We start from the raw sequence: 22,165 nt of genomic DNA, 5'->3' as shown, positions 1-22,165 counted from the left end.
CGCTCACGCGGCAGAACCACAGTTAAGCCCTAACTGGCGTCGAACTTGCGCAACACTCTCGGACTGCAGGCTGCAAACACGCAGAATGTCGCCCACAAAACCATGCTCACGCAGAACCTCTTCGACCGAGTCTGGCTGTGCATCCGGCCGATCTATCTTGCTGATCACAACGGCAATCCGGCGATTGGCATGGATCTCCAGCAAGCCGGGAGGCAGACGGCACTCCAGATCGTTGGCCGGGTGGACATACACCAGCAGATCGCACTCCGAGATGCTGTTGATCAGTGCACTGAACAGGCGTGGATGGCTAAAAAACTCCCCCGGCGTATCGATACATCCCTGAGCGTCATACTCCACCGCCTGCGTCTTGCGGACCTCCCCGCATTCACCATTCAAGGCGCGAAACAGCGTGGATTTGCCCGCCTCAACAGGACCAACAAGGGCAAATCGGATCGAACGGTTCATCACTGTTCCCTCATGATCGCGTCAGCGGACACACGGTATAGCCAAGCAAGCGTTGCAGGCCTGCGATCGTCTGGTGCAGCGCTTCTTCAACCGCACCACAGCTCCCCGTGATCACCAAGGCACCGGAGAAACGATCAAGAAAACCGATCTCGATGCTGGCCGCTTTGCACGCAAGATCACCGGCAATCATTGCCGTTTCACCAGGCGTCAGCGTCATGATGCCAATCGCTTCGGCCTGGGCGACGCCAATCTTGCGCGCCAGCTCGTCGGTTGGATGGGAGATCAGATGCGCGAGCGTGACTTGTTTACCAGGCACAAACTCTTGAATGATGCGTTCTTTTTCCATGTCCATCTCATGGTTTTTATGATGGTTTGGATGGTAAGTCGGCCATTTTGCAAGGCTGTATCAAAAATCGGAAAATCTGGGAAATATTAGGGCTGGATCACGCTTTATTTTTACTTATCTGGCCTGCAGCCATCGGTGAAATATGTTTTCTTGCTAAAAACAGGCCAGCGCCACCATTATTGAATCAATGATTATTTTTACTCAATGGCGAGTGAACGCTGGGATACGCGGTATTTTGGAACACGCCTCTACTACGTGACGTGGATTATTGATAACCGACACATCAATAATCACCTTCGGCTGATTAAGCATGTCAATCAATTAAAAAACAGCCAACAACCTCTCATCACCAAAGAAACCATTCAGTCACATTTTGCGCCATGGATTCATTGTTCAGTCAGTAGCTGCTGAATATTTCAGCCCGGCTGCGACAGGCTATGAACATCGCCATAAAACCTTGCGCTACCTCTCAAATTCGAAATTTATCAGGCGGCAAAAAATGACGCGCTATTTGCTATTTTTTGCTGGCGACAAGCCATGCCAAAAAGCTCACCGTACCTGCATATTTTCAACCCTCTCAGCTTATTAAATTAATCATTGAAAACTATGGAGTTTTAATATGTCGAATGTGCAGGATTGGCAAAAACTGGCCAATAAGGAACTGGGCCGCTTGGGGAAAACCGTGGAGTCCCTGGAGCGACAAACTGCCGAAGGCATTGCCATCAAACCGCTTTATCATCAGGGCGATCTTGACGGACTGGAAGTCACCAACACGCTGCCGGGTCTCGCCCCGTATGTTCGTGGCGCACGTGCCACCATGTACACCGCGCAGCCGTGGACCATTCGCCAATATGCGGGATTTTCCACCGCGAAAGAGTCCAATGCTTTTTATCGCCGCAATCTTGCAGCTGGTCAAAAAGGCCTTTCTGTAGCCTTTGATTTGGCCACCCACAGAGGGTACGACTCGGATAACCCGCGGGTGGCGGGCGATGTCGGTAAAGCCGGGGTCGCTATCGACAGCGTCGAAGATATGAAGGTGCTGTTTGATCAAATCCCGCTGGATAAAATGTCGGTCTCGATGACCATGAATGGCGCCGTATTACCGGTGCTGGCCTTTTATATCGTTGCCGCGGAGGAGCAAGGGGTCGCGCCAGAGTTGCTGACCGGTACTATCCAGAACGATATTCTCAAGGAATATCTCTGCCGCAATACCTATATATACCCGCCCAAACCATCCATGCGCATTATTGCCGATATTATCGCCTGGTGCTCCACCAATATGCCGCGCTTTAATACCATCAGCATCAGTGGCTACCACATGGGTGAAGCAGGTGCCAACTGCGTGCAACAAGTGGCATTTACCCTGGCTGACGGGATCGAATATATCAAGGCGGCCATCTCGGCCGGGCTGAAAATTGATGACTTTGCCCCTCGCCTTTCGTTCTTTTTCGGCATCGGCATGGATCTCTTCATGAACGTCGCGATGCTGCGTGCCGCACGTTATTTATGGAGTGAAGCCGTCAGCGGATTTGGCGCCACCAATCCCAAATCGCTGGCCCTGCGCACCCACTGCCAGACATCGGGCTGGAGCCTGACCGAGCAAGATCCCTATAACAACATCATCCGTACCACGATCGAAGCGCTGGGGGCAACCCTTGGCGGCACCCAATCGCTGCATACCAACGCCTATGATGAAGCGCTCGGCCTGCCGACTGACTTCTCGGCACGGATTGCCCGCAACACCCAAATCATTATTCAGGAAGAGTCGGAGATCTGCCGTACGGTTGACCCGCTGGCGGGCTCTTACTACGTGGAGTCGCTGACCGATCAGATAGTCAAGCAAGCACGCGCCATCATCAAACAGATTGACGATGTGGGTGGCATGGCCAAAGCCATTGAGGCTGGACTGCCAAAACGGATGATTGAAGAGGCATCCGCCCGGGAACAATCGCTCATCGACCAGGGGCAACGGGTGATCGTTGGGGTTAACAAATACAAGCTGGAGAAAGAAGACGAGACCAAGGTGTTGGAGATCGACAACGTGATGGTGCGTAACGAGCAGATCGCCTCACTGGAACAGATCCGGGCGACCCGCGACAGCAAGGCCGTCAAAGCCGCGCTCGCAGCACTGACTCATGCCGCACAACACAATGAAAATCTGCTCGCCGCCGCCGTCAACGCAGCCCGGGTGCGTGCCACCCTTGGCGAAATTTCAGATGCACTGGAAGTCGCCTTCGACCGTTATCTGGTACCCAGCCAGTGCATTACCGGCGTCATCTCCCAGAGCTACCACCAATCCGATAAAGGTGCGAGCGAGTTTGACACCATTGTGGCGCAAACCAGACAGTTCCTCGCCGATCACGGCCGTCGGCCACGCATCCTGATTGCCAAGATGGGGCAGGATGGTCACGACCGGGGCGCAAAAGTCATTGCCAGCGCCTACTCCGATCTGGGCTTCGATGTCGATCTCAGCCCCATGTTCTCCACCCCTGAAGAGATCTGCCGTCTGGCGGTAGAAAACGATGTCCATGTGGTCGGTGCCTCCTCGCTGGCTGCTGGCCATAAAACCCTGATCCCGGAGTTGGTCAACGCCCTTAACGCGGCTGGACGTGGCGATATCTGCGTGGTCGCAGGAGGCGTCATTCCGCCCCAAGACTACCCCTTCCTGAAAGAGCACGGTGTCGCGGCGATCTATGGCCCCGGCACGCCCATGCTGGAGAGTGTGCGCGATGTTTTGACACGGATTAGTCAGCATCATGATTAATGAGATGACACTGGCGGACTACATCGGGCGGATCCGGTCAGGCGAGCGTGCTGCGCTCGCCCAGGCCATGACCCTGGTGGAGAGTCTTCATCCACGCCATCAGGCGCTCAGCACCCAGCTGCTCGACAGCATCATGCCCTTCACTGGCAAGGCGCTGCGGCTGGGTATCACCGGGACGCCAGGTGCCGGAAAAAGTACCTTTCTGGAAGCCTTTGGCATGCTGCTGATTAGCAAGGGGCTCAAGGTGGCCGTCATTGCCGTGGATCCCAGCAGCCCGGTCAGTGGCGGCAGCATTCTGGGGGACAAAACCCGGATGACCGAGCTGGCGCGTACCGACTCGGCGTTTATTCGCCCGGTGCCATCCAGTGGCCATCTGGGGGGCGCCAGCCAGCGAGCCCGCGAGCTGATACTGCTGTGTGAAGCAGCCAACTACGATGTGGTGATGGTGGAAACCGTCGGGGTCGGCCAGTCGGAAACCGAAGTGGCCCGCATGGTGGATTGCTTTATTTCACTGCAAATTGCAGGGGGTGGCGACGAGCTGCAAGGGATCAAGAAAGGGATGATGGAGATGGCCGATCTCATCATTATCAACAAGGATGATGGCGAAAACCGCCCGAATGTGGCCATTACCCGTCATATGTATGAAAGCGCGTTGCACATTTTACGGCGTAAATATGAGGAGTGGCAGCCACAGGTGTTGACCTGCAGTGCCCGTGAAAAACGCGGCATGGAGCAGATCTGGCAGGCTATCGCCGATTTTCAACGTGCACTAAGCCACAGCGGTCGGCTTGGCAAGGTGCGTCAGCAACAAGCCATTGATTGGCTACAGCGGCAAACGGAAGAGGAAGTGCTGCAACAGATTTTTACGCAACCGGATTTTGACCACTATTTTCACCAAACCCTCCAGGCGGTTAAAGACAACAAACTGTCGGTCCGCACCGGTCTGCAGAAAATAAAAGAATTTCTTCAACTTCAATACTCTTAATTAAGGATTCAGGTATGTCTTATCAATACGTCAATGTCATTATCATTCAGAAAGTTGCCGTTATCGAATTTAACTACGCCCGTAAATTGAATGCATTGAGCAAAGTGTTTATTGATGATCTCATGCAAGCGTTACGCGATCTGAATAAACCGGAAATCCGCTGCATTATTTTGCGCGCCCCCAGCGGAGCCAAAGTATTTTCCGCGGGTCACGATATCCACGAACTGCCCAGTGGCCGTCGCGATCCTCTCTCCTATGACGATCCCCTGCGTCAAATTACCCGAATGATCCAGAAATATCCCAAACCCGTCATTTCGATGGTCGAGGGGAGCGTCTGGGGTGGTGCATTCGAGATGATCATGAGCTCGGATCTGATTATTGCGGCCAGCACCTCCACCTTCTCGATGACACCGGTCAATCTGGGTGTGCCATATAACCTGGTCGGTATTCATAACCTGACCCGTGATGCCGGTTTCCATATCGTCAAAGAGTTGATCTTTACCGCCTCCCCCATCACCGCCCAGCGCGCTCAGGCGGTTGGTATTCTGAATCACGTAATCGAGCCTGAAGAGCTGGAAGATTTCACACTGCAAATCGCCCATCACATTTCGGAAAAAGCGCCGCTGGCCATTGCTGTCATCAAAGAGGAGCTGCGCGTGCTGGGCGAAGCACACACCATGAATTCAGACGAGTTCGAACGCATTCAGGGGATGCGCCGTGAAGTCTACGATAGTCAGGACTATCAGGAAGGCATGGCTGCATTTATGGAAAAACGTAAACCGCATTTTCAGGGCTGCTAATGACGCTGGGATAAATATAAGGAGGAGAAGATGAAGGATCCCTGGAGACGGCTCAGCGCAGACGACGCGGCAGAAATAATTCAACACAATGATATGGTCGCATTTAGCGGTTTCACTCCGGCAGGCTCGCCCAAAGCGCTGCCTGCCGCCATCGCCAAACGGGCCAGTGCACTGCATCAGGAACAGCAACCCTTTCAGATCCGCCTGCTGACGGGCGCATCTATCGGTGCGGCTGCCGATGATGCGCTCTCGGAGGCCGATGCAGTCGCCTGGCGCGCACCCTATCAAACAGCCACCGGGCTGCGGGAGAAAATCAATCAGGGCCAGGTGAACTTCGTTGACCTGCATTTGAGCGAAGTGGCCCAGATGGTTAATTACGGTTTCTTCGGCGATATCGATGTCGCCGTCATTGAAGCCTCGGCCATTACAGCAGATGGCCGGGTATGGCTATCCAGCGGAATTGGCAATGCACCGACCTGGTTGCAACGGGCCAAAAAAGTGATTATCGAACTGAATCACTACCACAATCCGCGAGTAGCAGAACTCGCCGATATCATACTGCCTGGAGCCCCACCACGGCGAAACAGTGTGCCTATTTTCCATGCCATGGATCGGGTCGGCAGCCAATTTGTGCAGGTCGATCCGCACAAGATTGTCGCCGTGGTTGATACCGAACTCCCGGATGCGGGCAATGCGCTGGATAAAGAGAACCCCATCTGTCAGCAAATTGCCGACAATGTGGTGACATTTCTGCTTAATGAAATGGCGAACGGCCGTATCCCGCGGGAATTTCTACCACTGCAAAGCGGGGTGGGCAATATCAATAACGCGGTGATGGCACGCCTTGGGGAAAATCCGGATATTCCATCATTTACCATGTATTCAGAGGTGCTGCAGGAGTCGGTCGTGCATCTCATGGAGACCGGAAAAGTGTCTGGGGCCAGTGCCTCCAGCCTGACCGTCTCCGCCAATTCACTGCAGAAGATCTATGACAATATGGATTTCTTCGCCAGCCGCATCGTATTGCGACCACAGGAGATCTCCAATAACCCGGAAATCATCCGCCGCCTGGGAGTGATTGCCCTCAACGTCGGGCTGGAGTTCGATATTTATGGCCATGCCAATTCAACACACGTTGCCGGAGTCAATCTGATGAACGGTATTGGTGGCAGCGGCGATTTTGAACGCAATGCCTACCTCTCCATTTTTATGGCACCATCCATTGCCAAAGGAGGAAAAATATCCACGATCGTTCCGATGTGCAGCCACGTTGATCACAGCGAGCACAGCGTCAAGGTCATCATCACCGAACAGGGTATCGCCGATCTGCGTGGCCTCTCACCACTGCAGCGGGCGCACACCATCATTGAAAACTGTGCCCACCCGCTCTATCGGGACTATCTCTATCACTACCTGGAAAATGCCCCCAGTGGGCATATCCATCATGATCTGAGCCATGCCTTCGATCTGCACATCAACCTGCTGCAGACCGGCTCCATGCTTGGCTGATTAATCTACCGAACTGTCGCGATCTTCTGCGATGTGCGCGATCATCGCGGCAGTATAACGGTGGTTTTTCAGTGAATAGAGATACTCTTGCATATACATCGGAGTATGAGGAGCATCAAAGTATTTCAACTTGGCCGGATTAACCAGCCGCCAGGCAAAATGGGGAATGACCGTCAAAAACTGACCACGTTCCACCGCACTGATTTTTGCCATAAAGCTGTAAGGGCGATAAATAATCGTGGGATGAATGCCGCAGGGATGCATGTACGCATCCAGCACTGATTCAAAATTGGCCCGGTTCTGGAAACGCATTTGCAACCAGGGTAACTCCTGCAGCAGCTCCTGCGGATTGCGATCTTCATAACGCCGGGAGACCAGAAACCCCAATCTGAGTGGCGGCAGCTCGGTAATGGCCAAATTCTCCAGCCGCTGTACCCGTTGTGAAACCTGCTGTGGCGAAATAATGAAGTCAAGCTGATGATCGAACAGATTGTCGATAACCCCGTTTTCCCTAAACTCAACGGCCTGCGTGGTGACTCCGTCATATTTATCGCCAAGGCTGATCAACTGGTCAAATATGATGGTTGGATAGGTGTTGTCGATGCCGATGACGATATGCCGTGAATGAGCGGAAGAGTTATGTATTTCGGCATCAATGACAGATAATCGCTGATAAATTGGGAAAAGTGTCTGATATAGCTCCTGCCCTGCCTTATTGAGGCTAATGCTATTATCTTTACGAGTAAACAGATCATACCCGATAAGCTCTTCCAGCGCGGCAATACTCTTGCCGAAGGGCGAAGCGGTCATATGTATTTTTTCAGCAGCTTTGGCAATGTTATTGGTTTGCGCCAACAAGATGAAATTTCGCATCTTTTTTGAAACAAAAATATCCATATTTCCCTCATGAACAACCAGATACGTATCGCAGTAATGCCGAACGATCCTGCTGATGATAACTCAGTGGATGCTCGAGTTAATACGCCGCCAGCATTCGCTTCGAGAAAAAATTTACTCTATGTCCCCTCAACCCCATCTTGCAGAACATAAATATAAATGTGCAAATGATGTACCTATCGCTAACCGGTACCGGATCCGTTTATAAAAATGTCATTTCCCACTCAGCTCCGACCGCAAAACGGTGTCAACACACTGAACCCCCTTGGTCGGTCTGTTAGGAGATCTCGCGTGTAACTGTCATCTGGGGCTGAGAAAGTCATAACTGACTGGTTGATGTGGGCAACCACGCCGCACGGGTTTATACATCCGGTCGGACAACCAAGGTGGGTAAGCCACAGCGCAAGAGCTTTATCGAACGGTTTCTTTGCACCTTGCCGGAGAACACTTCCAGACCAAAAGACGGACGACCAGGTATGAAAAGGTGGAGTAGATGCTGCCAGACCTAGAGAGCTATCCGGATAGCCACAGCAACCAGCGGGCACACCAGGGCAAGGTGAATGAAGGAGAGGCAGATGTTCAAGCAGGATCTGAAATTGATACCGAAGGAAGCACACACTAAAGTGGCGCAAACAAGACACCGGTTTGAGGCCGGTGTCAGATGATAATCAGGTCTATACAGGCAACCGGCAAATGGGGATCAAGAAACGAAAGCCCCATTTTGCATGTCAACCCGCCCCCGGTGAACGTTTACGGCTACGCGCATTTGTTCGTACTGGCACCGAGAAAAAGGATTACCCGATACCTGTCGAATTGTGTGCATCAAACCCCTTTCGGTAAAAGGTTACATCAGTAGAGAGATTGAATTTCTGAAGGAGCAAAGAGCTACATAAGGCAAGAACAAAGGGAATATAAGAAAACAGAATGATGATTCCATCCACAGCCTCCTTTGTAATTCCTGACACAGGGTCATATCCATATTGATTTAGTACAAAACCGGTTATCACACCTGATAACGCCATGCCCAATTTTTGACAGAAACTAAATGCTGAGTAAACAAGACCTTCACTACGAATACCTGTTTGCTTTTCACCATACTCAATAGTATCAGGCAGCATCGCCCAACCCATCGACCAAGCAAATGCATTCAAAAAGCCTTTAACGGCAATAATCACAAAATATAACTCAACTGAGTTAATTCTATAAGCGTTCCAAGCAAAAAACAAATGGGAAAATCCAAAAGCAGCTAAGGTAATAATGGCAGTCTCTTTTTTACCATATCGCTTAGTTACTATAGGAACAAAAAACGTCCCTAAAAATGTAGTGACAGTGCCGACTATGATTGAAGTACCAATCAAATCTGGACGTATCATTACATGTTCTAAGAAGTAAATATTCATAGAGAACGAGATAAAACCTGCTGTTAGGATCATCAAAAATACTATCGACAGGATAATAAGCGGTCTATTTTTTGCCAGTAATCTAACACTCTCCTTTAAGGTGTAGCTTGTTTCACTTTTTGAATCAGCAGTACAACGCTCTTTTGTGGTTACAAAAGTTATCCAAAGTAATGCTGTAGAAAGAAACGCCGCGAAACCGATCGCATAACGGTAGCCAAGTAACTTGTCTCCTTCACCAAAGAAATCAACAAGGTTGCCGATTTGAGCGACGACCAAGCCTGAAATAACAGCAAACATAACACGGACTGCCGTTATTTTTGTGCGCTCATTGGGATCGGCTGATATCGCTGACGTTAATGCTGAGTAAGGAATGTTAACAATGGTATAAGCAATACCAAGTACAATGTAGGTTATTGCAGCATATGCAATTTTAGAATTCTCACTATAATCCACCGGAATAGTAAAACAAGAAAATGCAGTTAAACCAAGAAAAACTGAGCCAAATAATAGATATGGCCTAAAACGACCATATCGAGTGTTGGTTTTATCAATGATGAACCCCATCACGGGATCAGAAACGGCGTCAATTATGCGTGCTAGTAGAAAAATACCTCCAACAGCTGCCGCATTAATTAGTGCAATGTCTGTATAATAAAACATTAGGTATGCCATAACCGTTTGAAATATGACATTACACCCCAGATCACCTAAACCATAGCCAACTTTCTCTTGCAATGAAATTTTCATAGTATAATGCCTTTAAATATGACGTAACCATAACCGGACAGATTATTATTACTAAAATTGTTCGACATTAATGTTGTTAAACCATGAAAATCTATCGCTTTAATACTAGTGACTTCTTTAGATAAATTCACGATAACAATGAATCGCACGTCATTAAGTGAGCGTTCAAATGCAATTATATTTTTACCCAAGTCTAATAATTTGGTATGCCCCTCTATAAGAACTTGATTTTCTTTTCGTAGTAATATTAGATTCTTGTAATGACTTAAAATTGATGTGGGTGATTGCGATTGCAACTCAACATTCAAAGTGTCTTTATTTTGGTTGATACCAAGCCAAGGTTCCACTGTACTAAAGCCAGCGTACGTATCACTATTCCACTGAATAGGTGTACGACCGTTATCACGACTGGCTAACTGGACTAACCTGAATGCATCATCAGGTTGGACGCCTGCTTCAATTTTTTCATTATATTTATTGATGGTATCCAAGTCATGGTATTTATTTATGGTGTCAAAATAGCAATTAGTCATGCCAATTTCTTCACCTTGATATAAAAATGGAGTGCCTTTCTGGGTTAACACCAACACTGCTAATGCTTTAGCCGCATCTTCCCAATATTCTTCTGCATCGTCACCAAACAATGATACTTGACGTGGTTTATCATGATTTGATAGAAAAATAGCATTCCAACCACCTTGTTGTTCAATCTCTAATTTTGTTTTTAATTGTTCCTTGTAATAAGAGACCAAGTCATCATTAAAAACTTCAATTTCTGGTGGTACAAAAGAAATTGCCATTTGAAATTCACCCGCTGCTGGTGCAACGTATTTTAAAATACCCTCACTAGTTACCTCGTTTACTTCACCAACACTAAATGCATCATAGGAATTAATGATATCCATAAATCCTTTAATGTAGCTGTGACCAAGCGTTTTATTTGCACAAGGAACAGTGGCAAAATCCTCACTATCACATGAATGGAAATCTACGGGTTTCTCTAAGAATGAGATTGCATCAATACGAAATCCGTCAATACCTTTATCAAGCCACCATTTAATCATTGAATGGATTTCATTGACGAGCTGGGGATTACTCCAATTTAAATCTGGCTGTTTCTTGCTGAATATATGCAAATAATATTGATCTCGTTCAGGTGAATACTCCCAAGCAGAGCCACCAAAAACTGACCGCCATTTATTAGGTGGATTTCCATTGATACCATCAGCCCAATGAAAGTAATTTGAATATGGATTGTTTTTGGATTTTCTGGACTCTTTAAACCAGATATGCTCATCTGAACAATGGTTAATAACCAAATCCATAATTACTTTAATGTTGCGACGTTTACACTGTTCTAATAACTGATCGAAATCGGCCATTGTACCAAACTGTACAAGGATGGATTGATAATCACTTATATCATAACCGTTATCATCAAGTGGGGAGTCGTAGATTGGACTAAGCCAGATAGCATTTACACCAAGATCGGATAGGTAATCCAGCTTGGAAATGACACCTTGTAAGTCGCCAATGCCATCGTTATTACTATCGCGAAAACTCTTTGGATAGATTTGGTAAACAATAATATCCTGTATCGACTTGTTCATTTATTTGCTCTCTTAATACATTAGTATGCAGAGCGATAATCATGATTTGCCTCTAAGGAGTGATAATCTATTGATTTGTCTCTATGTCCACAGCCAATGTATCAGCAAGACGCACGTGAATAAATCGTATCTATATAAAGATTGAGTCAAGTCACAAAAATAGTTAAAATGTTTACAATTTTTCGGAGCTTGTCACAATTTTGAAGATATATAAAATTATTGCAACTTAGGCTCAAATACATAATTCATCCAGAAAAGCGGATGACCTAAATAAAAAAGGGAGTCCTCGGCTTTTACTGGTGGTATCCAGTAATTGTGTTGATGTTGACACCGCCAGCTGTAGTCATCTATCAGTTAATATCTGATATCGCGTTTTGCTTATCTCAGGTTCATACAGCCCGCAATAAGGATCCATTCTAACCTCAGACTCCTGAATAACCGCTTTATCGAGGTGTGCCCCGACCGTTGCCACACCAGCTCATACTCTGAGTCATGCAGCTTTTAATGTTTGCGCTTTATCAGCGCTTGTCAGACATCGCCCAGCCCACAACTCGGCGGGTATAGAGGCCAGGTACCAGACGTAGGTTATATCGCCACACCCACACCTGCTGATTGATTGCGGGACATCAAACCCACGCGCCAGCGCCGTCGTTCAGACCAGGCGACCTGATAGCGATGAGCACCGGTAACCCTCCTGGTATTCGGTAAAAGGTGTCAGGGATGATTAGAGCACTACACCTCTGTGACTTCGCTCTGACCCGAGTATGGTTTACCATTGCCCCCTCACAGCCAGCTGTCTGTAATTGCCATCACTCACCCAATGACATGTTGTACTTTGAGTTGTACTAACTGGACGGTGAACATAGGCGGGCAGACACAAACGACAAAGAATTTATTGGGTGCTCAGACAATGCTGAACACATCATTAAGAACCCTATAATCAAAAGCTTAGGCGATCAAACAAGAACACATGAGCACACCCAAGAACCAAGCAACACAGCCAACCTTCTACTTCCACGACTACGAGACCTTCGGTATCAGCCCCGCCAAGGACAGGCCGTCGCAGTTTGCCGGTATTCGTACCGATGCGGATTTCAACCTCATTGGCGAGCCACTGGTCATTTACTGCAAGCCGCCGGCGGACTATCTGCCAGATCCGGAGGCGTGCCTTATCACCGGCATCACACCGCAAAAGGCGATGAAGGATGGACTGTGTGAAGCGGATTTCATTCGCCAAATCCACGAGCAGTTCGCCACCCCGAATACCTGTGTGCTGGGCTACAACAGTATTCGCTTCGATGATGAAGTGACCCGTTACACCCTCTATCGCAACTTCTATGACCCCTATGGCTACAGCTGGCAAAACGGCAACTCCCGCTGGGACATCCTCGACATGCTGCGGGCCTGCTATGCCCTGCGGCCAGAGGGGATCGAGTGGGCCTTTGATGAAGAGGGCAAACCGAGTTTCCGGCTGGAGAAGCTGACGGTGGCCAACGGCGTGGCTCACGCCAATGCCCACGATGCGCTCTCGGATGTGCTGGCTACCATCGAGATGGCCAAGCTGGTGAAAAAAGCCCAGCCCAAGCTGTTTGGTTATCTCTTTGACCTTCGCAACAAGAACAAGGTGAAGGCGCTGATCGACGTGGTGACCATGAAGCCGCTGGTGCACGTCTCCGGCATGTTCTCTCCCTGGCAAGGGTGCGTGAGCTGGGTCTCGCCGCTCGCCTGGCACCCCACCAACCAGAATGCGGTGATCATGGTGGATCTGACCCGCGACCCCACCCCGCTTATCGAGCTCACCAGCGAGGAGATCCGCGAGCGCCTCTACACCAAGAAAGAGGAGCTGGGGGATCTGGCGGGTATTCCGGTCAAACTGGTGCACATCAACAAGTGCCCGGTGCTTGCCCCGGCCGCCACCCTGACGCCGGAGCGGGCCGATGAGCTGGGCATCGATAGGGAGCAGTGCCGCAAGAGCCTGGATCTGCTGCGTGCCCACCCCGAAGTACGGGAAAAACTGGTGGAGGTGTTCAATCAGGAGTTTACCGGCAGCAATGAGAGCGACCCCGATACCCAGCTCTACGCAGGATTCTTTGGCCATGGCGACAAGTCCACCATGGATCTGGTGCGGGCCACCCCGGCAGAGCTTCTGGGTGAACGGGAATTTGCCTTTACCGACTCACGGCTGCCGGAGATGCTGTTTCGCTACCGCGCCCGCAACTGGCCACACACCTTGAGCGAAACCGAACAGAAACGCTGGCGCCTGCACTGCAGCGACTACTTCAGCCGCCGCCTGCCAGATTATGTACCCCGTCTCGAGGCGCTGGCAGAGCAAAATCAGGGGAACGAACGAAACTTTGCGATCCTCAAGAGCATCTATCACTATCTGGAAGATTTATGAGTTGTGAGTAATTTCACACTAAATCTTCCCCACCAATCCCCTTCTTCAGGTCATAATGACGAAGGGGAGCTTCTAACAAACTGATTTGATGTACTTTTCCTTCCCCTGTTTGTGCACTCCGAGAGAACGGAAACCCTATATTGAAGCTAGATCGCCGCTCACTGTCAGGATTACTGGTGCTACTGCCGCTGGCAGCCAACGCCACATACCGGTTTGATATGCCGGATTATCTTGCACGCCTGCCGGAGCAAACTTACCAAATTGTCGAGCACAACTTCAGCACGCTCTACGACCAGACCGACTTTACCCCGCAGGTCACCAACAGCTTTTTCACTGATTCCAACCTCTACAAATTTGTCGGTGTTCCGCTGGCCATCAGCGAGCATGCGGGCTTCCAGTTTGAAGTGTTCGGACAAGCTTACAATCGTGCCTCTCAGGCTTATATGCATATGAGCGAGGATATGTCCCTCTATCGGGTACTTCGCGTTGATTTGATCGGTAACCCCAATGATCGGCTCGCCATTGGCTTTGGCCTCGGCATCCCTTTAGGATCTCGCATGACCCTCAAGGCAATTGCCTCTGGCAATGATATTCCAGGCTATGGTTCCGCCAAATATGCCATCGGCTTTGAGTGGCGTTACTGAGACTCTGCTCTGCGCTCACCACAATCACAAACAATTCAGGCTCCATGATGGAGCCTGAATTGTTTGTCGCGGCGAAGTGATCAGGCGTAGCGGATCACTCGCCCCTCCCCCCCCTGCAGGGTTAAGGTGGTACCGACAGCCTGCTCATCCCAGAAATCGCTTCCCCCTTGCGGCAGCAGAAACTCCTGAGGTTGAACTTCCCAGTTAAAGAGGCAGAGTAAGGATCCCCCTTGCGGCAGGCTCACTTCGCCGCAGGCAAAATCCATCGACTCAAAGCGAGCTGACGGTGCACGTACCGCGCAGAGCGCGAGCAGTTTGTTGAGCTGCGCCGCCTGCATCTCGTCGAGATCCTGCAGCCGGTCTCCTGCCAGCATCATGCCGCCGCTCGCCACCAGTGCCGCCAGATGGAAGCTGTATTCAGCCTGACTCGCCTGCTGACTCGGCAGATACCGCAAGCAGATGCAGTCGGGGTCAAGGGCCCAGAGCTTGTCATTTTGCCAGGCACGGCAGAATGCCTCACGGCCAATCTGGCGATAGCGGTGGCCGTTGCGCTCCACATCATCACTCACCCGCATGCCGTGCACCAGGCCAAGGCTTGGCCAGATCGGGGCGTTGCAACCGAGCAGGAAGGCGCCTTCACCTGCACCACGCAGGATGGCCGCCATGCCACGCCGATAGGCTTCAACCCGGGTGGCTGCCGGATCGTGAAAACGACCACCGTGGATGGCGCCCCAGAAGTTGGCATCCAGCTTGAAGTAGTGGATGCCCCACAGCTCACGCAGGGTACGGAACACCCGCTCGAGGTGCGCCTGCACCTCGGGGTGAGTGCCGTCCAGCACATACCAGGGTGTGCAGCGCCAACCGCCGTAAGTGACACGCTCGGAGGGCAACGGCAGACCGTCATCCCCCTTCACGAACCAGTCGGGGTGATCCTGGAATACCTGCGAAGTGGGCTCGGCAATAAAGGGGGCGACCCAGAGGGCGGGCTCACAGCCAGCCTGTTTGATCTCCGCAGCCAGTGACGCCACCCCTTGCTCGAACTTGGCCGACGGGGTGAGCCAGTCGCCCATTTTGGCCTGATAACCGTCGTCGATCTGCACATAACGCAGGACCGGGAAGCGCTCGGCGCGCACCTGCAGGTTCTCGCGAATATCGGCAGCGCTCACCTCGGCGTAGTAGTGATACCAGGAGCACCAGCCATTGGGGCGCTCGCCCACCTTGCCGATCAGCGAGCCGTGCTCGGCCTCGATCAGCTGTGCCAACTCGGCCAGCAGATCCTCGCGCTCCGCCCCTTCGAGGCAGATCAGCGCCTCGCTCTGCCAATGTTCACCGACCGCGAGTTCCCGCCCTTCGCAGTTCATCAGGATCTGCAAGCGACCATCGGGGTAGAGGCGAAACTCCCCACCAAAACGGTGGCAGCTGGCAAAGGCAAGCAACAGCCATCCCTTGTTATGCTCCACCAGCAACAGGTTGTGAATGGTGTGGTAGCCGTTGTCATCGGTGATGCGATAGACGCTGGCATCAGGGCAGCGGCCGACAGGTTGCGGTGATTGCCAGCTACCCATGGTCTGGGCCAGCATCTGAAACCCTTCGCCATAGATGGCGCTCTCTACCGGCAGGCCAAGCTTGCCATCAAACAGTACCCAGCGCCCGACGGCGGTGGTCTCAGAGCCAGTGTTGTCGAGCCGCACCCGGCACAGGGGTCCCTCCCACTGACGGGTTTGCAGCAAATGGGGTGGCAACGCGTTATCGTTCGCCAGCTGGCGAACACGGGACAAAAGGGATGTCATCACTACTCCTTGTAGTTCGAAAATGGGTTCTATCGGACAATCTTCGAAAGATTTGCCTCATTAAATCAGATTCAAACGAACTGATTTCAGTTGTTATTGTTTTAATGCCGCGACCGCCCCTCTCTGGTAAACTGCGCCTTTCTTTCCAGTTACCAAGATGAGGCTGACGTGATCGCGCAACGCGCCTTGCTGTACCTTCGTGACTTTATGGTCATTGTCGCCTGCCTGCTGGCAGGCAAATCCGTGGCAGCCATCCTGCCTTTTGCCTTTCCCGGCAGCATCATCGGCATGCTACTGCTCTTCGTACTGCTCTCGCTGCAACTGATAAAACTGCACTGGGTCGAGCTGGGGGCAGGCTTGCTACTGCGCCACATGGGCGTGCTGTTCGTACCGGTTGCAGTCGGGCTGGTGGCCTGGCTTGAGCCCCTGCGCCAATCCTTCGGCGTCATCATGCTCTGCATCGTGCTCGGGATCGTACTGATCCTCGCCACCGTCGGTCGGCTCTACCAGAGGATGAACAAATGATCTTCTGGTGCGCAATTCCCCTGACCCTGGCACTCTATTTTACTACCCGCGCCCTCTATCGCCGCCTGCCCTGGCCCATCATCAACCCGGTGCTGGTACCAACCGCGGTGATCATCGGCTTGCTGCTCTGGCTCGATCTGCCCCTTGAGCAGTACGAGAGCGGCAGCAGCCCCATCACCATGTTGCTGGAGCCCGCCGTGGTGGCGCTGGCGCTGCCGCTCTATCAGCAGGCGCGCCAGATCCAGGCCAAACTCAAGCCCATCCTAATCTGTACCCTCGCCTCCGTCTTGATCTCGGTGTGCACAACCCTGCTGATCGGTCATTTTATGGGCACGGATCCGGCGCTGCTCGCCTCATTGGCCACCAAATCGATCACCACCCCGCTCGCCATGAGCGTCAGCCAGTCCATCGGCGGCATTCCCGCCATCGCGGCGGCCGTGGTGGTGGTAGTGGGGATTGTCGGTGCGCTGATTGGCTACCCGCTGCTCAAGTTGCTCAAAGTAACCGACCCGGAAGCCCAGGGGCTTGCCATGGGCGCCTGTGCTCACGCCATCGGCACCGCCACCTCTGCCGAGAAAGGGATCACCCAGGGCGCCTTTGCATCGCTCGCCATGGTGGTATGCGGGATCCTCACCGCCGCCGTCGCCCCCCTCCTTTTTGCCATCTATCACTGGCTCATCTGACTAGCAATTGTCCATTCCGACAGGTCTGCAGGCCTGTCGGGGTGCGACCTGCTGCACAATTTGCACAAGACAAACGTTTCTATTACCATCCTCCTCCGTTTGCCCGTCAGGGCGTGAGCAGGCTCACACATTTACCCGAACTTGCTCCCTACAATGGCCGCCCAATTGGCCTTTGAGGACACACTATGCATCCCCGTTTTGCCAAGCCATTCGATACCCTCTCTGCCCCGCTCAAAGCAGCCGTGCAGCCCATGCTGGATAGTGCCGACTTCAACGCCCGCTTCACGCCGGAGCAAGTCGCCACCCTGAAAACCGCCACAGGTCTCGATGATCGCGCCCTGCGCCTCGCCCTGTTGCCGCTGGCCGCTGCCTGCTCGGTAGCGCCCATCTCCAAATTTTACGTCGGTGCCATCGCCTGTGGCCTGAGCGGCACCTGGTACTTCGGCGCCAATATGGAGTTCGCGGGTCAGGGTCTGTTCCACTCAGTCCACGCCGAGCAGTCTGCCATCTCCAACGCCTGGCTGGGCGGCGAGACCGGTATCAGCGAGATCACCGTCAACTACACCCCCTGCGGCCACTGCCGTCAGTTTATGAACGAGCTGAGCACCGCCAAGATCCTGAAAGTCTCCCTGCCCGATGACTTGAGCGCCCTGCAATCCTTCCTGCCCCACTCGTTTGGCCCGGCGGATCTCGACATCACCGATGCGCTGATGAGCCCGCAGGATCACGCCGAGCTCACGCTCGAAAGCGAAGACCCGCTGTGGCAAGCCGCACTGGCCGCCGCCCGTCAAAGCTACGCCCCCTACAGTCAGGGCTATGCCGCGGTGGCACTGCAATTTGCCGATGGCCGCATCTTCTCTGGCCGCTACGCCGAGAACGCCGCATTCAACCCCAGCCTGCCGCCGATGCAGATGGCCTGCGCCCATGCGGTGCTGGGTGGCGAAGATCTCGCCACCATCCGCCGAGCTGTGCTGCTGGAGAACAAAAACGGCCAGATCAGCCAGCGTGACTCGGCCCAGTCCACCCTCAAGGCGCTGGGCTCCATCGAGCTGGAGTATCAGGCGGTCTAACCCCGGCTTCGCTTCGATAAACGAAAGCCCCCGCACCTTGGTGCGGGGGCTTTTTTACTGGGCTGTTTAACCGGGATTAGCCCTCGATCTTCACGGCTTGGCGCGGTTGATCACCCCGTCAAACCGGTTATTGATCAGACCGGTTTCAGCCGCGCCGTGAAGTGGCGCAGCAGCGGCGGCTCGTAGTCAAAGGTGAGCCCGCGAATGTCGCTGGCCCGCGCTTTCACCGCGATCAGGCAGTCGGCCACATAGTCCATGTGATCCCGGGTGTAGACCCGGCGCGGAATGGTGAGGCGCAGCAGCTCAAAGTCCGCCGCCTCCTGCTTGCCGGTAACTGGATCACGCCCCAGCAGCAGGGAGCCGATCTCCACCCCGCGCACGCCCCCTTCCAGATAGAGCGCACAGGCGAGCGCATGAGCCGGGAACTGCTCGGCCGGAATATGGGGCAGCAATTTTTTGGCATCGACAAACACCGCATGACCGCCAGTGGGGGTCTGGATGGGGATGCCCGCCTCGGCCAGCCGCTCGCCAAGATAAGCCACCTGACTGATGCGGTAGGTGAGATACTCTTCATCCATCCCCTCGCGCAGGCCGATGGCAAGCGCCGCCATGTCCCGTCCGGCAAGGCCGCCATAGGTGACGAACCCCTCCATCGCCACACAGCGCACCTGCACCGCGCGGAACAGGTCGATATCCTCTTTGAAACAGCAGAGTCCGCCGATATTGACCAGCCCGTCCTTCTTGGCCGACATGGTGAAGATGTCCCCCAGCGCAAACATCTGGCGCACTATCTCCCTGATGCTGCTCTTGGCATAAGCCGGATCCCGCTCCTTGATAAACCAGGCGTTTTCGGCGAAACGGGCGGCGTCGATCACCACCGGAATATGGTGGCGACGGGCCAGTTCGGAGACCGCCTCCATATTGGCCATGGAGACCGGCTGACCACCGGCGCTGTTGCAGGTGACCGTGATAATGACACCGGCCACATTGTCGGCCCCCAGGGTCTCGATGGTGTCGCTCAGGCGGCCGAGATCGAAATCCCCCTTCCAGGCGTAAGGGGCCGTGGTGTCGAGGGCTTTCGGAGTGAGCAGGTTGATGGCCCGCGCCCCGGCCAACTCCACGTGGGCCTTGGTGGTGTCGAAGTGATAGTTGGAGATAAAGACCGGTGCCTTGCCCTTGCAGCGCTTGACCAATTCGGGGAAGAGGATCTGCTCCGCCCCGCGCCCCTGGTGGGTGGGCATCACATGCTGATAGCCAAAAATCTCGCGTACCGCGCGCTCCAGCTCGACGAAGTTGCGGCTGCCCGCATAGGCCTCATCCCCCATCATTATGCCGGCCCACTGACGATCAGACATAGCACCGGTGCCACTGTCGGTCAGCAGATCGATATAGACATCCTCAGCCAGCAGCAGGAAGGGGTTCCAGCCAGCGGCCTCGAGGGCGGCACGGCGCTCGGCGCCAGTGGTCTGTTTGATGGGCTCGACCATCTTGATACGAAACGGTTCGGGTATACGACGCATATAAAACTCCTCACCGGCGCGGGGCCAGTGCTCGTGAAAAATGGATAAGTAACGTGGCCGGGGCGATCAGGATCGTCCGGCTAAATTTCTCGAGTGGCGGGTGCCGCCGTTCAGCGGTGAGGAAAGTCGAAGGTGAGAATGGGATCTCGGGTATACCAGTGGGCGAGCAGGCAAGCTGCCCGGGGCGTAGCTGTCATGATAGGCATCACTCCCCTCCGTATTGGTTGCAACTTATTGACTGTAAACAGTGTCGCTGGCAACCCATCCTGGTTGCCATGCCAGATTGATGCGCACTGCCAACCGGCAGCCTCGCCACGTTAGCGGTCATGGATCGGCGAAACAAGGGGCATGCAGGCAAGCTGTGCGCCTGCTCACAAAGCCGCGCCCCCCCAGAAAATGACCCGAACGAAAACACATTAAGGCAACCCGTCATCACCCTCTCCCGGTCAGATCCATCAGCAGGTCTCCCTGGTATCAAACACATTACTCGCACCAAATGCCAACCCTCTACCCACAAGCAGATGGAGATCCCAATCCTGCCGACATCGGTTGAATATCCTGTGGCAGCTGATTAAGGTGGTGGCCACATCAGGAGATCAGTCAAGGAAAGACGATATGGAGATAGTGGTTCTCGGTGGCGGCGTGATTGGGGTAACCAGCGCCTGGTATCTGGCCAAAGCGGGTCACAAGGTGACCTTGCTGGAGCGGCAGGGTGGCGTCGCCCTTGAAACCAGCCATGCCAACGCCGGACAGATATCCCCGGGCTATGCTGCCCCATGGGCGGCCCCCGGCATTCCCCTCAAGGCAGCCAAGTGGATGCTGCAAAAGCATGCCCCCTTCACCGTGTGCCCCACCGCCGATCCCTTCCAGCTACGCTGGATGCTCAGAATGCTCGCCAACTGCACCCCGACCGCCTACGCCACCAACAAGGGGCGCATGGTACGCCTCGCCGAATACAGCCGCGACTGCATGAAGCTGCTGCGCGACGAGCTGAGCATCGATTACGAAGGGCGCCAGCTCGGCACCCTGCAGCTGTTCCGCAGCCAGTCCCAGCTCGATGCCAGCCAGCGCGATATCGAGGTGCTGGAGGAGTATGGCGTCCCCTACCAGTCCCTCGATGCCAGCGGCTGCGAAGCGGCAGAGCCTGCGCTGGCCCGGGTACGCGGCAAAATCGTCGGTGGCCTGCGCCTGCCCGGCGATGAGACCGGCGACTGCTTCCGCTTCACCAAGGCCCTTGCCCTTGAAGCCGAGCAGCTCGGGGTCAATTTCGTCTTCAACTGCGATATCGACGAGATTGAGGTTGCCCGGGGCCGCGCCGTGGCGGTGCGGGCAAACGAGCAGCGCTATCGCGCCGATGCCATCGTCTGTGCGCTCGGCAGCTATGCCACCGGTTTTCTGCGGCCTTTGCTGCGCCCGCTCGGGCTGGAGCTGCCGGTCTATCCGGTCAAGGGCTACTCCCTCACCCTGCCGATGATCAACGCAGACGCCGCGCCGCGCAGTACCGTGCTTGACGAGACCTACAAGGTGGCCATCACCCGCTTTGATGAGCGGATCCGGGTCGGCGGCATGGCGGAGTTGTCGGGCTACAACCTCACCCTCAACCCGAAACGCCACGATACCCTGGCCATGGTGGTCGGCGATCTCTTCCCCGAAGGGGGCGATATCAGTCAGGCTGAGTTCTGGACCGGCCTGCGCCCCATGACGCCGGATGGCACCCCGCTGGTGGGGCCGAGCCCCATTCCCGGTCTCTGGCTCAATACCGGTCATGGCACCCTCGGCTGGACCATGGCAGCCGGCTCGGGCCAGCTATTGAGCGACCTGATCAGCGGCAGCGACACCGCCATCAGCGACGAGGGGTTGACCCTGGCCCGTTACGGCTAAGCACGTAACCGGTCGGGCTATTGCACTTGCCAACTACGCCCCCAGCTCAACGGCAAGAGAACTGTCTTCACCCGCGTTATTGACAGGCCACCGCCCTTAGCGGTGGCCGTGTCATCGCCCTCCCCCCCCCC

Annotated in this window: 17 protein-coding genes and 1 pseudogene; 10 read left to right on the top strand and 8 right to left on the bottom strand. The window is 53.7% G+C overall.

What is annotated here, in order from left to right; translation table 11 throughout:
• Positions 1–3: 3 nt before the first annotated feature.
• Together ACE1BR_RS05685 and eutS are read right to left on the bottom strand one after the other, a co-directional pair.
• Positions 4–465, bottom strand: a complete 462-nt coding sequence (locus ACE1BR_RS05685) for a EutP/PduV family microcompartment system protein (protein WP_374868373.1) — start codon at positions 463–465, stop codon at positions 4–6.
• A 10-nt stretch (positions 466–475) separates the two neighbouring features.
• The gene (gene eutS / locus ACE1BR_RS05680; RefSeq protein WP_374868371.1) at positions 476–811 is read right to left on the bottom strand and encodes an ethanolamine utilization microcompartment protein EutS; all 336 of its coding nucleotides are present in this window, start codon (positions 809–811) and stop codon (positions 476–478) included.
• 619 nt (positions 812–1,430) lie between these two features.
• Between eutS and scpA the strand changes: the two genes are divergently transcribed.
• Genes scpA through ACE1BR_RS05660 form a run of 4 tightly spaced genes read left to right on the top strand, consistent with a single transcriptional unit; the run spans position 1,431 to position 6,869 of the window.
• Positions 1,431–3,575 (top strand): methylmalonyl-CoA mutase, encoded by a 2,145-nt coding sequence (scpA, locus tag ACE1BR_RS05675; protein ID WP_374868369.1) that lies wholly within the window; start codon positions 1,431–1,433, stop codon positions 3,573–3,575.
• Entirely contained in the window at positions 3,568–4,560 is a 993-nt protein-coding gene (gene meaB / locus ACE1BR_RS05670) for a methylmalonyl Co-A mutase-associated GTPase MeaB (protein WP_374868367.1), read from the top strand. Before scpA ends, meaB begins: the two co-directional genes overlap by 8 nt.
• A 14-nt stretch (positions 4,561–4,574) precedes the next feature.
• Positions 4,575–5,360: a methylmalonyl-CoA decarboxylase gene (gene scpB / locus ACE1BR_RS05665; protein WP_374868365.1), complete on the top strand. Its 786-nt coding sequence runs from the start codon at positions 4,575–4,577 to the stop codon at positions 5,358–5,360.
• A 30-nt stretch (positions 5,361–5,390) separates the two neighbouring features.
• The gene (locus tag ACE1BR_RS05660) at positions 5,391–6,869 is read left to right on the top strand and encodes an acetyl-CoA hydrolase/transferase family protein (RefSeq protein WP_374868363.1); all 1,479 of its coding nucleotides are present in this window, start codon (positions 5,391–5,393) and stop codon (positions 6,867–6,869) included.
• Here the strand turns inward: ACE1BR_RS05660 and ACE1BR_RS05655 are convergent, their stop codons facing one another.
• The 4 genes and pseudogenes from ACE1BR_RS05655 to ACE1BR_RS05640 form a co-directional block, all read right to left on the bottom strand.
• Positions 6,870–7,766 (bottom strand): LysR family transcriptional regulator, encoded by an 897-nt coding sequence (locus ACE1BR_RS05655; protein WP_374868361.1) that lies wholly within the window; start codon positions 7,764–7,766, stop codon positions 6,870–6,872.
• A 794-nt stretch (positions 7,767–8,560) separates the two neighbouring features.
• Entirely contained in the window at positions 8,561–9,913 is a 1,353-nt protein-coding gene (locus tag ACE1BR_RS05650) for an MFS transporter (protein ID WP_374868359.1), read from the bottom strand.
• Positions 9,910–11,523: an alpha-glucosidase gene (locus ACE1BR_RS05645; protein WP_374868357.1), complete on the bottom strand. Its 1,614-nt coding sequence runs from the start codon at positions 11,521–11,523 to the stop codon at positions 9,910–9,912. The genes ACE1BR_RS05650 and ACE1BR_RS05645 overlap by 4 nt, the downstream gene beginning before the upstream one ends.
• A gap of 216 nt (positions 11,524–11,739) precedes the next feature.
• A pseudogene (locus ACE1BR_RS05640) lies at positions 11,740–12,207 on the bottom strand (hypothetical protein); the annotation flags it as partial.
• 286 nt (positions 12,208–12,493) lie between these two features.
• On the opposite strand from ACE1BR_RS05640, the gene sbcB reads away from it, so the two are divergent.
• Complete coding sequence (sbcB, locus tag ACE1BR_RS05635) at positions 12,494–13,921, top strand: exodeoxyribonuclease I (protein WP_374868355.1); 1,428 nt, start codon at positions 12,494–12,496, stop codon at positions 13,919–13,921.
• Positions 13,922–14,139: 218 nt separating this feature from the next.
• The gene (locus ACE1BR_RS05630) at positions 14,140–14,565 is read left to right on the top strand and encodes a hypothetical protein (RefSeq protein WP_374868411.1); all 426 of its coding nucleotides are present in this window, start codon (positions 14,140–14,142) and stop codon (positions 14,563–14,565) included.
• Positions 14,566–14,645: 80 nt separating this feature from the next.
• Here ACE1BR_RS05630 and ACE1BR_RS05625 read toward each other — a convergent pair whose 3' ends face one another.
• The gene (locus ACE1BR_RS05625; RefSeq protein WP_374868353.1) at positions 14,646–16,355 is read right to left on the bottom strand and encodes a glycoside hydrolase family 36 protein; all 1,710 of its coding nucleotides are present in this window, start codon (positions 16,353–16,355) and stop codon (positions 14,646–14,648) included.
• Positions 16,356–16,523: 168 nt separating this feature from the next.
• Between ACE1BR_RS05625 and ACE1BR_RS05620 the strand changes: the two genes are divergently transcribed.
• From ACE1BR_RS05620 to cdd, 3 genes are all read left to right on the top strand, one after another.
• The gene (locus ACE1BR_RS05620; protein WP_346214491.1) at positions 16,524–16,880 is read left to right on the top strand and encodes a CidA/LrgA family protein; all 357 of its coding nucleotides are present in this window, start codon (positions 16,524–16,526) and stop codon (positions 16,878–16,880) included.
• Entirely contained in the window at positions 16,877–17,563 is a 687-nt protein-coding gene (locus tag ACE1BR_RS05615; RefSeq protein WP_374868350.1) for an LrgB family protein, read from the top strand. Before ACE1BR_RS05620 ends, ACE1BR_RS05615 begins: the two co-directional genes overlap by 4 nt.
• Before the next feature lie 185 nt (positions 17,564–17,748).
• The gene (gene cdd, locus ACE1BR_RS05610) at positions 17,749–18,633 is read left to right on the top strand and encodes a cytidine deaminase (RefSeq protein WP_374868348.1); all 885 of its coding nucleotides are present in this window, start codon (positions 17,749–17,751) and stop codon (positions 18,631–18,633) included.
• Between the two features lie 134 nt (positions 18,634–18,767).
• On the opposite strand, the gene ACE1BR_RS05605 is transcribed toward cdd, so the two are convergent.
• Positions 18,768–20,153, bottom strand: coding sequence for a tryptophanase (locus ACE1BR_RS05605; protein WP_374868346.1), 1,386 nt, complete (start codon positions 20,151–20,153; stop codon positions 18,768–18,770).
• 579 nt (positions 20,154–20,732) lie between these two features.
• On the opposite strand from ACE1BR_RS05605, the gene ACE1BR_RS05600 reads away from it, so the two are divergent.
• Entirely contained in the window at positions 20,733–22,034 is a 1,302-nt protein-coding gene (locus ACE1BR_RS05600) for a D-amino acid dehydrogenase (protein WP_374868344.1), read from the top strand.
• Positions 22,035–22,165 lie beyond the last annotated feature (131 nt).

Source organism: Aeromonas sp. MdU4, from assembly GCF_041929505.1.
In the GTDB taxonomy this organism is placed as follows: Bacteria; Pseudomonadota; Gammaproteobacteria; order Enterobacterales; family Aeromonadaceae; genus Aeromonas.
Note: the sequence above shows the minus strand (reverse complement) of the source record. Positions and strands in the feature narration are given on the sequence as shown.